The following is a 10,475-nucleotide window of genomic DNA, read 5'->3' as shown; positions in this document are numbered from 1 at the left end:
GGCTTGTTAGGAAACACCTTGGAGCGGTACTTCCCCTTCTCGTCCAACAACGCGACGTCGAGCTTGGCCTTGCTCACGTCCACCCCCACCATCGAAGTCATGACCAACCTCCTCAATGAGCGCGCCTATTCGACATGCGCATCCTGATACGCGAGGTCGCCGCCGGGCAAACACCGGCGGCGCCCCAAGACACCGTCCGAGCTACAGCGTCGAATCCGACCAACGTGCCCCACTCTTAACTTCGGGATAGAACCCAGGAAGGTATCCAGGGTCACGTGGCGGGCTTCCATCAGCGCGAAGGAAGCAGGAGGGAAAGTATCAGGAAGGAATGGCTCGCGGAGCGAGACAGGAGGGACATGGAGCAAATACCCCCCAGCCCTCTCCTTTCCGGCGCGGGAGCCGGTGGAACGCAGCCGGTGGAAAGCAGCCAGTGACAGCCAACCGTGACAGCCAACCGGTGGCCGCAACCAGCGAGAACAGCCCGCTCGCCCAACGAAACCGACAACTACAGACTGAGCTGCTTCAACGCTGCCTGAAGGCCGTTCACCCCCCCGACCCGTTGGTCGTTGATGAACACCTGCGGCATCTGCCGCACCGCCGGCCCGCACTTCTCGTAGAAGGCCAGGCGCTCTGCCTCGTCGTCGATTTTGATCTCCTCAAACGGGAGTGCTTTCGACTTCAACACAGACTTGGCTGTCTCACATTGTGGGCAGGCCGACTTTGAATAAACGACGATCTTGAGTTCCATGGCAGCAACTGTAGCCGCTGCGGAATTTTCCCTAAAAAGTCTGTCTATATTTCCACAAGAATTCTGGCCTGAAATCGCACAAACCCAAGGGCGATTCTCGCGCGAACTTCACACCCGCCTCGCGTGCAAAACCCCCTGTCCATCGGCACTTTCCGACGAACGGCAGCGCCGGCACCACCGCCGGCCTATGGCATCATCCCCGGCCTGAGGTACCGTGCATCGTCCGTGCCGACACGCGAACTTCCCGCTCATTTTTGCGGGGGGCTGGTGTCGCTCCACGTGCATCGGTCGCGCCGTCCCGGCGCCTCGACAGCCGCTCTTGCCCGTGCTGTAGTTTTTTGTTTGAGAGCGTCCATGATCCGTTCGATTTCCCGTCAGCTTGCCCGCCCTCTGGGCCGGCCCCTCCTGCTCACCGCACTGGGCCTGGCCGCCACCCTGGCCACTGGTGTCTCCGCCCAGGCGGACACCATCTCCCGCCTCCGCGAGACCAAGACCCTCAACATGGGCGTTCGCGAAGCCGCGCGCCCGTTCTCCTTCCTCAACGAAGCCAAACAGCCGGTCGGCTACTCCGTCGACCTCTGCCTGGCCGCCGTGGACGAGATCAAGAAGGAGCTCAAGCTCCCGGATCTCAAGGTGAACTATGTGGTCGTCTCAGGCGCAGACCGCATCCCCAAGCTGCAGAAGGAAGAGATCGATCTGGAGTGCGGCTCCACCACCAACACCAAGGCTCGCCAGGAGCAGGTGGCCTTCAGCTACACCATCTTTGTGGCCGGCATGAAGGTGCTGGTGCCGCGCGGCACCAGCGTCGAAACGCTCAAGGACCTGGACGGCATGACCGTCGCCCTCAGCAAGGGCACCACCTCCGAGAAGCTCTTCACCCAGCTCAACAGCTCCGGTGAAGCCAAGATGCAGCTGGTGCAATACGCCAACAACAACGAGGCCTTCAAGGCGCTTCGTGAGGGCAAGGCCCGCGCCTTCCCGCAGGATGACGCGCTGCTGCAAGGCCTGGCCTCCAAGGAAAAGGCGCTCGACACACTGGGCCTCTCCACCATGGCCTTCTCGGTGGAACCCTACGGCATCATGATGCGCAAGGGCGACACCCGCTTCAGCGAGATCGTGGACCGCAGCCTCAGCCGCGTCTACGCCAGCGGTGACATCCAGACCCTCTACAAGAAGTGGTTTGAGACCCCCGCGCTCACCATCCCCATGAACCGCCTCACGCGGGACAGCTTCGTGCGCCCCAACAAGGAAGCCGGCGTGGCAATGCTGCTGGGCTACTCCATCTGAAGTGACAGCCGCCAGCCGGCATGGCCCGGCTGCGTCGGTTCAATGCATGGATGACCAGCGCCCGTCCAGCGCGTCTGCGGCGGCGGGCGGCCACGCTGGCGCGGGTTGCTCCGCCTTGCGGCGCCGCTTGGCGCTGTACATCCGCCGGTCGGCCACCTCCACCAGCAGCGTGGCCTCCATCCCGTCTTCCGGATAACGCGCCCCGCCTGCGCTGCCGCGCAGCGGCACCGTCTGGCCGTTCAGCACCATGGTCCCGTCCACGGCGCCTTGCAGCCGCTCCACGGTCAATGCCAGCGCTTCGCGTGTTTCCACCCGGCCCAGCAGCACGGCAAACTCATCGCCACCCAGGCGCGCCACCGTATCCGAATCCCGCGTGGCCACTGACAGCCGGCGGCTGAACTCGATCAGGGCCGCATCCCCGGCGGCATGGCCCAGCGTGTCGTTGATGGTCTTCAGCCCGTCCATGTCCAGCAGCAGCACGGCCACCGCAGGCATGCCGCGCTCCGCCTCTGCGATGGAATGCCGGGCGCGGTCCATGAACAACGATCGATTGGCCAGGCCAGTGAGCTCATCGTGCGTGGCGCGGTGGAACAGGTCGTCCCGGCCATAGCGCGTGGCCCAGTACATGGTGGCCGCCATCAGCTTGGCCAGTAGCTCCAGCACGTCAATGTCGTCCCGTCCGAACCGGCCAGGCTGATGGGCATAAGCCTTGAGCACCCCCACCGGGGAGCCCATGTGCATGAGCGGCAGCACCACCATGGAGCGCAGCCCCACGCGGCGGCAGGCGCGCTGGTCCACGCGCGGGTCGGCGTCGGCGTCGTCGCAGATCAAGGGCACGCCGCGTTTCAGGCACACGCCGGAGAGGCTTTTGTCCCGCGAGACCCGGGCGCCGAGTTGATTGGCCGCACTGCCGGCCACGGCGCGATACACCAGCTCGTCGCCTTCGGCCATCTCGATGGCAGCGCCATCCGCGTGCACGAGCGAGAGCGTGCCGTTCACCGCGAGGGACATCACACCGGCCAGGTCCAAGCCCAACTGGGCGACCTGGGCATGCAGATCGATGATACGGAGCAGGGCATCAGGGTTCGGCATGGACGAAACCATACGGAAGATGCTCCCTGGACCCCGTCGGAACCTCTGATGCGAGGTGTTCTCTGGCGGTGCGGCCAGTCTAAACCTCTGCGGCCGGAAGGCAGCCCCCCGAGGTGAGTGAGCGCCTTGCGTGCCCGCCGGCCTGACGGGGCCGCAGCGGCGGGAGGCGCTCGCGTCCGCCGCGAGTGGGGCAACGTGCTCATGTCGCCCTCAGCTGCCTCTTCGGTCGCCTTGTGCTGTCCCTGTGGTCGCCAGGGCCGGCCAGGGTGAATCCGTTTTTGCGATGATGGCCAGGGAACCTCTGCATCACTCCTGCAAGCCGAGGTTGCTGTCATCTCCGTCCGTTAAGGGTTCTCGCACCATGACCACTTCGCTGTCTCCCCTCGACTTCGCTGCCGATGTGCTGAGCACACACCTCCCGCTCATCCAGGCACCCATGGCCGGGGTGCAGGCCGCCGGCCTGGCCATCGCGGTGAGCGAGGCCGGGGGCCTGGGCTCACTGCCCGCCGCCTTGCTTCCGCTGGACGCACTGCAACGTGAACTCGAGGCACTGCGGGCCGGCACGCATCGCCCATTCAATGTCAATTTCTTCGCCCATGTCTCGCCGCTGCCGGACCCGGCGCGGGAGGCGCGTTGGCGCGAACGGCTGGCGCCTTATTTCAGCGAGTTCGGCGTGGATGCCAGCAGCATTGTCGCGGGTGTGGGCAGGCAACCCTTCAGCCATGCGGTGGCAGACGTGGTGGAAGCCTTCAAGCCACCGGTGATCAGTTTCCACTTCGGGCTGCCCGCGCCGGACCTGTTGGCCCGGGTGAAGGGCTGGGGCAGCCGTGTCATCTCCAGTGCCACCACGGTGGAGGAGGCCGTCTGGCTGGAGGCGCATGGCGTGGACGCGGTGATCGCGCAAGGATGGGAGGCGGGCGGTCATCGCGGCCACTTCCTCAGCACTGACCTCACCCGTCAGGCCGGCACCCTTGCGCTGCTGCCGCAGATCGTGAACGCCGTGAGCGTGCCGGTCATTGCGACCGGCGGCATCGTGACTGCGGCGGGCATCCAGGCGGCCCTGGCACTAGGGGCCAGCGCCGTGCAGGTGGGCACCGCCTTCATGCTGTGCGAGGAGGCACTCACCAGTGCGCCGCACCGGCAGGTTCTGCGCGAACCGCAGGGCCATCACACGGCAGTGACCAATCTCATGACCGGCCGTCCCGCACGGGGCATCGTCAACCGCCTGATGCGCGAGGTCGGGCCGATCAACGAGCTGGCACCGGCCTTCCCGCTGGCGGGCAATGCGCTGGCGCCGCTGCGGGCCAAGGCCGAAGCGCAAGGCAGCGGGGACTTCTCTCCGCTGTGGGCGGGCCAGAACTTCACCGGCCTGAAGGAGGTTGGCGCAGCCGCGCTGGTGGCTGAGCTGGCGCAAGCTTTTTGACGAGACGAGCCGTGACGTGACTTGACGCGTCACAACCCGACGCCAGGCTGCCCTCAGGGCAGTGCCTTGCCCCGGGCTGCCTCATACAGCGCGTACCACTCGCCACGGCTCAGCGTCAGCTTGAGCGCATCGCCACAGGCGCGGATGCGCGCGGGCTGGCTGGTGCCAATCACCGGCTGGATGCCGGCGGGGTGGCGCATCAGCCAGGCCAGCAGCACGCCCTCCGGGCTCACGCCGTGGCGCTGCGCCAGTTCATGCACCAGCTGGCGCGCCGGTTCGTCTGCGGGGTCCTGGGTGGTCTCGCCGCTGAAGCGGCCACGTGCCAGGGATGCCCAGGCCTGCAGCTGGATGCCATGCTGCTGGCAATGTTCCAGCGTGCCGCCCCAGGCCAGGCTGCCGGGCCGTGCAGCGGCCTGACGATCATTGAAGGTGGTGCCGGCTTCGATCGGTTCCAGATGGCCCAGGCCGATCTCGAGCTGGTTGGCCACCAGCGGCTGGTCCAGCGAACGGCTCAGCCATGCGATCTGGCTCGCCTGCATGTTGGAGACGCCGAAGTGCCGCACCTTGCCTTGCTCGCGCAGATGGCGGAAGGCATGGGCAATCTCCTCGGGCTCCCACAGCGGGTCCGGCCGGTGCAGCAGCAGGATGTCCAGTTGCTCGGTGCCCAGGCGCTTCAGGCTGGCTTCCGTCGCCGACACAATGTAGGCGCCCGACAGGTCAAAACGCTTCGGGCCGTCGGCATCCGCAAAACGGATGCCGCATTTGCTCTGCAGCACCACGCGGTCACGCAGCGAGGGCTGGCGGCGCATCAGCTCGCCAAAGACCGATTCGGCCTTGCCGAAGGTGTAGATGTCTGCATGGTCGAACAGCGTGACGCCAATCTCCAGCGCAGCTTCGACGGCGGCATGGGCGTGGGCCACATGCGCTTCGGTGTAGGGCGTCTGGTCCCAGTGACCGCCGAGCCCCATGCAGCCGAAGGCGAGGGGACTGGCGGAGGGAAGAAAGCGCTGCAGGGGGATGGACGTCGTCGGCATGTTCGTCTCAGGCATTGTTGTGGGTCGCACGCGCGCACGGTGGGGCGCGGCGACCCGCATTGTGGCCGGTCTTTTGAACAGCTCACGGACGGGACTTGAACCTCGCCCTGGACCCGAGTTGACCCCAACATGAACCAGATGGCGACGCCAGTCGGCGGATGATCCGCCGCCGTTCAAGCCTTGGTGGCAGCCGGATACAAGACAGGCGCCCAGGCCTCGCGAACCCGGATGGGCTTCGGAATCAGCCGCTGCGAGGCGAATGCATCGGCGACCCGCTGCTGGTCCGCAGCGATGGTGTCGTTGAGCAGCCGCGCACCAAACCGTACCCGTTGCTGAAGCTGCAGCAGCAAGGCCTCATCCATGCCAAACAACGGTGCCAGCAGCTTGGCGGCGGCCTGCGGGTTGGCATTGGCCCAGGCACCCGCCTCGGCCAGCACGGGCACCACGTGGTCACGCAGCAGCGCGGGCTGCTCGGCGGCAAACGCCTTGCGGGCCTCATAGAAACTCCAAGGTGGCGCCACCGGTGCAAAGGCGCTGAAGTCCACCAGCACGCGGGACTTCGTGGCCGCTTGCGCAAAGGTCAGGTAGGGGTCCCACACCACCCACGCATCGATGGCGCCACGCTCGAAGGCGGCGCGGGCGTCGGCCGGTGCCAGGAAGACCGGCTGCACGTCGGCCCAGCCCAGGCCCGCCTTGCCCAGCGCGGCCAGCAGCAGGTAGTGCGAACTGGAACCCTTTTGCAGCCCGATGCGCCGGTCCTTCAGGTCGGCCAGGCTGCGCAGCGGGCTCTCCGGCTTGACGATGATGGCCTCGCTGTGCGGCTGGCCGGGCTCGGCGGCGAAGTAGACGAAGTCCGTACCGGCCGCCTGCGCAAAGATCGGTGGCGGTGCACCAGTGGTGCCGATGTCGATCGCGTTGACGTTGAAAGCCTCCAACAGTTGCGGGCCGGCCGGAAACTCCAGCCAGCGCACCTGCCAGCCCAGCGGCGCCAGCCGTTGCTCCAGCACGCCGCGGGCCTTCACCTGCAGCAGCAGGCCCCCTTTCTGGAAACCGACACGAAGCACCTTGCCGGTGTCGGCCGCCAGCGCGCGGGGCAGGCCGTGAAGGGCGGCAGCCGCCGCGGGCAGGGTGGCAAGCAGATGACGTCGTTTCATGCGGAGGGCTCCTGGAAGGCGGCCACGTGGGCCGCCGGGGGGCGGTGAGCGGGGCGGGCCAGGCCGAGGTGCTCGCGCAGGGTGCGGCCCTCATAACGTTCGCGGACTAGGCCGCGGCGGCGCAGTTCCGGTACCAGCAGGCGGGTGATGGCTTCGAAGCCGGTGGGCAGTACGGGCGCCATCAGGTTGAAGCCGTCGGCAGCGCGGGATTCGAACCAGTCGTGCAGCACATCGGCCACCTCCTGGACGCTACCCACCAGCGAGAGATGGCCGCGCCCGCCCGTGACGGCCGTGGCCAGCTGGCCCAGTGTCAGGCCGTTGTCCGCGCCGAGTTGGGTCAGCAGTTGCTGGCGGCTGCGCTGGCCGCTGTCGGTCTGCGGCAGCTCGGGCAGGGGCTGGTCCCAGTCATAGCCGCGCAGGTCGATATTGCCGATCATGCGGGAAAGCAGGCCCAGGGCCGCGTCGCGGTGCACCAGCGATTGCAGGGCAGCCTGGCGGTCCTGCGCCTCCTGGCGGGTGGGGGCCACCACGACGTAGACACCCGGCAGGATGCGGATGGCGTCCGGCGAACGGCCGGCAGCTTGCGTACGGGACTTGAGGTCCGCATAAAACGCCTGGGCCGCGGCCTTGCTGGACTGCGCGGTGAAGACCAGCTCTGCACTGGCTGCGGCCAGTTGGCGGCCAGCCTCCGAGGCACCCGCCTGCACGATGACCGGCTGGCCCTGCGGTGAACGGGCCACGTTCAACGGCCCGCGTACGGAGAAGTGGGCGCCACGGTGGCGCAGCTCATGGCGCTTGGCCGGGTCATAGAAGCGGCCGCCTGGGCGGTCGTCCAGCAGGGCGTCGTCTTCCCAGCTGTCCCACAGGCCTTGCACCACACGCAGGAACTCGGCCGCGCGGGCGTAGCGGTCACCGTGGGCGCGGTGGGTCTCCCGGCCGAAGTTGCCGGCCTCGCTGGCGTTGTCCGAGGTGACGACATTCCAGCCGACGCGCCCGCCGGAGAGCTGGTCCAGCGAGGCGAGCTGGCGCGCCACTGAATAGGGCTCGTGGTAGCTGGTGGTGACCGTGCTCACCAGGCCGATCCGCTCGGTCGAGGCGGCCAGCGCAGACAGCAGCGTGATGGGCTCGAAGCGGGTGGAGCGGGAGAAACGCTCCGCACCGGGGCCGTCTTCGGTGGCGACCGAGTCGGCCAGGAAGATCGCGTCCAGCCCGGCGGATTCCGCCTCTCGTGCCAGGTGCTGGTAGAGCGCCAGGTCCAGCCCGGCGGCGCGCGGCACGTCGGGATGGCGCCAGGAGGCCACGTGGTGCCCGGACTCGAGCAGGAAGGCGCCGAGGTGCATGCGGCGAGGCTTGTTCCCCGCCGGGCTGTCGTGGAGGCGATCAGAAGTCATAACGGGCCTGCACACCAAAATAGCGCTGGTCATCACGCGGCACCCAGCGGTTCACGAAGGTGGAACCACGGCCGAGGAAGGGCGCGTAGGACTTGTCCAGCAGGTTCTTGGCCAGCAGGGCCACCCGCCAGCCCTTGGTGGGCTGTGCCACCGCGATGCTGGCGTTCCAGATGCCGTAGGCGCCCTGGATGGTGTCGGCGAACTGGCCGATGTCGTACTGGACCTTGCTCTGCCAGGCGTAGTCCGTGCCCAGCTCCAGTTGGCGGCCCTCCGCCAGCGGGATGCGGTAGCTGGCCTGCACGCTGGCTTTCCAGTCCGGCGAGAAGGGCAGCGGCTTGCCATTCACATCGCAGCTGGCGGCCGCGCCTGCCGGGCAGTTGAACTGGTCGATGCGGGCATGCACATAGGCCAGCGCGGCGGAGACCGACAGCTGCCGGGTGGCCTGGGCCTGGAGGTCGATCTCCAGGCCACGGCTGGAGACTTCACCGGCGTTGATCAGCCGGGTGACCACCGTGCCGTCCACCGTGTCGTAGAAGTTGGCCTGGTAGTTCTTGTAGTCCGTGGAGAACGCCGCCACGTTCAGGCGCACACGCCGGTCCAGCCATTCCGACTTCAGGCCCAGCTCCACGCTGTTGGAGGTCTCGGGCTTGAGTGCCAGCGCATCCCGCGCCAGCATGTTGAAGAAGACGTTGAAGGCCGGGCCCTTGTAGCCGCGGGTGTAGGTCAGATAGGCGGTGGCCGATTCGCTCAGGTCATTTTGCAGGCCCAGGCGGCCGGAACGGCCGATGGCGCTGGTGTCGCCATTGATCGAGACTGCCGGGTTGACGCCGGGGATGGCGCCGTTGAACTGGGCGTCCGGTGTGCTGCGCTCGCGCTCGTGGTTGAAATCGAGCCGGTCCTGCGTCCAGCGTGCGCCTGCAATGGCGCGCCAGCTGGGCGAGAAGTGCCAGCGGCCTTCACCGAACACGGCCGTGCTGTGGCTGTTGCTGCCGTAGTGGGCTTCGCCCCAGTCGCTGTAGTCGGTGCCATTGGCCACCACGCGCAGCACATCGCGCCGATAGATTTCCTTGTCCTTGGTGTGGAAGGTCAGCAAGCCCGCAACGTAGTCAATGGGCAGCCCGAAGTTCTGGCCCAGCGGAGAAGCGATGCGCACCTCCTGGGAGAGCTGTTCAAAGTCCAGCTGACCATGGTCGTGGGACTGGGGCAGGCCCACGGCAGCGGCGCTGAGCCGATCCCCGTCCTGCAACTGGTCGTTGTTCCAGGCGCGCCAACCGGTGATGGCCGTCAACTGATGGCCGCCCCCGAGCTTGCGGTCGTATTGCAGCGCCACGCCGCGATTGCGGTCCTCCACCTGGGTGGCGAGGTTGGTGTTGATGCGGCGGTTGTCGTCGCTGGCCTGGACAGGGCCCAACGCGGCGGCAAAGGCCGGGTAGGTGCTCACCGTGCCGCTGGGGTAGGCGATGAGACTGGTGCGGGTGACGACGCCGGTCGGGATGTCGTCACGCGACTTCAGGAAATCGGCGCTGAGGCTGAGTTTGCTGTCGCGGTCGATGTCCCAGACCAGGCGGCCGCGCACGCCGCGCTTGTCATAGCCGTTGACACGGCTGCCGTCGTAGACGTTAGTGACATTGCCGTCTTCATGGCCGGCCAGTGCGGTCAGTGAGGCGCGCAGCCCTGGTGCGATGGGGCCGGAGATGCCGGCCCGCAGACGGGTTTCGTTGCCGAAGCCGTAGTAACTGGCATCGATGAAGCGCTCCAGCTCGGAGGCCGGCTCGCGGCTGACGATATTGATCACACCCGCCGAAGCGTTCTTGCCAAACAGCGTGCCCTGGGGGCCGCGCAACACCTCGATGCGTTGCACGTCCAGCAGGTCCAGCGTGCTCTGGCCCGGGCGCGCCAGGGGAACGCCGTCGATGACCGTGGAGACCGTGGGTTCCACCCCCGGGGAGGTGGAGATGGTGCCCACGCCGCGCAGGAACAGGGAGGTGTCCTTGTTGGAAGCGCCGGTGCGGAAGTTCAGGCTGGGCACCTGACTGGTGAGGCTGCCCAGGGTGTTGCGGTTGGCTTGCTCCAGGGCTTCTCCCTCCAGCACCGAGACAGCCACCGGCACCTGCTGCAGGGACTCGCTGCGCTTGGCCGCCGTGACCGTCACCGTGGGCAGTTGGCCGTTTTCATCAGCCTGGGCCGATGTGGTGGATGCGGCGGCGGGCTCGGCCAGCGCCGCCGCCGGCGACACCACCAGGGTGGCGAGCAAGGCGGCACCCAGCAGCTGGTTGACGCGCCAGCCAGGGCCCTCGGTTGCCCGGCTGGAGGAAGAGGACCCGATAGACGTGGGACGCATGGCGA

At 67.3% G+C, this 10,475-nt stretch carries 8 protein-coding genes; 2 read left to right on the top strand and 6 right to left on the bottom strand.

Features of this window, described 5'->3' with window-relative positions; genetic code table 11:
- Positions 1 to 505: 505 nt before the first annotated feature.
- Positions 506 to 748, bottom strand: a complete 243-nt coding sequence (locus tag BMY53_RS23700) for a glutaredoxin family protein (RefSeq protein ID WP_092949371.1) — start codon at positions 746 to 748, stop codon at positions 506 to 508.
- A 354-nt stretch (positions 749 to 1,102) separates the two neighbouring features.
- Between BMY53_RS23700 and BMY53_RS23695 the strand changes: the two genes are divergently transcribed.
- Positions 1,103 to 2,035, top strand: coding sequence for an amino acid ABC transporter substrate-binding protein (locus BMY53_RS23695; protein WP_092949369.1), 933 nt, complete (start codon positions 1,103 to 1,105; stop codon positions 2,033 to 2,035).
- A gap of 39 nt (positions 2,036 to 2,074) precedes the next feature.
- Here BMY53_RS23695 and BMY53_RS23690 read toward each other — a convergent pair whose 3' ends face one another.
- The gene (locus tag BMY53_RS23690) at positions 2,075 to 3,127 is read right to left on the bottom strand and encodes a sensor domain-containing diguanylate cyclase (protein ID WP_255370351.1); all 1,053 of its coding nucleotides are present in this window, start codon (positions 3,125 to 3,127) and stop codon (positions 2,075 to 2,077) included.
- A 361-nt stretch (positions 3,128 to 3,488) separates the two neighbouring features.
- Here BMY53_RS23690 and BMY53_RS23685 point away from each other — a divergent pair, with 361 nt between their 5' ends.
- Positions 3,489 to 4,550, top strand: coding sequence for an NAD(P)H-dependent flavin oxidoreductase (locus BMY53_RS23685; protein WP_092949365.1), 1,062 nt, complete (start codon positions 3,489 to 3,491; stop codon positions 4,548 to 4,550).
- Between the two features lie 53 nt (positions 4,551 to 4,603).
- On the opposite strand, the gene BMY53_RS23680 is transcribed toward BMY53_RS23685, so the two are convergent.
- The 4 genes from BMY53_RS23680 to BMY53_RS23665 all read right to left on the bottom strand — a co-directional run bounded on the left by BMY53_RS23680 (position 4,604) and on the right by BMY53_RS23665 (position 10,470).
- A complete protein-coding gene (locus tag BMY53_RS23680) occupies positions 4,604 to 5,584 on the bottom strand; it encodes an aldo/keto reductase (RefSeq protein WP_092949363.1) in 981 nt (326 codons plus the stop codon).
- 173 nt (positions 5,585 to 5,757) lie between these two features.
- Complete coding sequence (locus tag BMY53_RS23675) at positions 5,758 to 6,738, bottom strand: aliphatic sulfonate ABC transporter substrate-binding protein (protein ID WP_092949361.1); 981 nt, start codon at positions 6,736 to 6,738, stop codon at positions 5,758 to 5,760.
- A complete protein-coding gene (locus BMY53_RS23670; protein WP_092949359.1) occupies positions 6,735 to 8,129 on the bottom strand; it encodes an LLM class flavin-dependent oxidoreductase in 1,395 nt (464 codons plus the stop codon). Before BMY53_RS23670 ends, BMY53_RS23675 begins: the two co-directional genes overlap by 4 nt.
- Positions 8,119 to 10,470 (bottom strand): TonB-dependent receptor, encoded by a 2,352-nt coding sequence (locus BMY53_RS23665; protein WP_092949357.1) that lies wholly within the window; start codon positions 10,468 to 10,470, stop codon positions 8,119 to 8,121. The genes BMY53_RS23670 and BMY53_RS23665 overlap by 11 nt, the downstream gene beginning before the upstream one ends.
- Positions 10,471 to 10,475: the final 5 nt, after the last annotated feature.

It is taken from the genome of Roseateles sp. YR242 (assembly GCF_900109745.1).
Lineage (GTDB): Bacteria > Pseudomonadota > Gammaproteobacteria > Burkholderiales > Burkholderiaceae_C > Roseateles.
The sequence above is the reverse complement of the archived record's forward strand: the minus strand, read 5'-3'. Positions and strand labels throughout refer to the sequence as shown.

Excerpts from the sequence above, each read along its gene's own strand:
- BMY53_RS23680 (WP_092949363.1), bottom strand. The coding sequence starts at position 5,584 with ATGCCGACGACGTCCATCCCCCTGCAGCGCTTTCTTCCCTCCGCCAGT.
- BMY53_RS23665 (WP_092949357.1), bottom strand. The coding sequence starts at position 10,470 with ATGCGTCCCACGTCTATCGGGTCCTCTTCCTCCAGCCGGGCAACCGAG.
- BMY53_RS23670 (WP_092949359.1), bottom strand. The coding sequence starts at position 8,129 with ATGACTTCTGATCGCCTCCACGACAGCCCGGCGGGGAACAAGCCTCGC.
- BMY53_RS23700 (WP_092949371.1), bottom strand. The coding sequence starts at position 748 with ATGGAACTCAAGATCGTCGTTTATTCAAAGTCGGCCTGCCCACAATGT.
- BMY53_RS23675 (WP_092949361.1), bottom strand. The coding sequence starts at position 6,738 with ATGAAACGACGTCATCTGCTTGCCACCCTGCCCGCGGCGGCTGCCGCC.
- BMY53_RS23695 (WP_092949369.1), top strand. The coding sequence starts at position 1,103 with ATGATCCGTTCGATTTCCCGTCAGCTTGCCCGCCCTCTGGGCCGGCCC.
- BMY53_RS23690 (WP_255370351.1), bottom strand. The coding sequence starts at position 3,127 with ATGCCGAACCCTGATGCCCTGCTCCGTATCATCGATCTGCATGCCCAG.
- BMY53_RS23685 (WP_092949365.1), top strand. The coding sequence starts at position 3,489 with ATGACCACTTCGCTGTCTCCCCTCGACTTCGCTGCCGATGTGCTGAGC.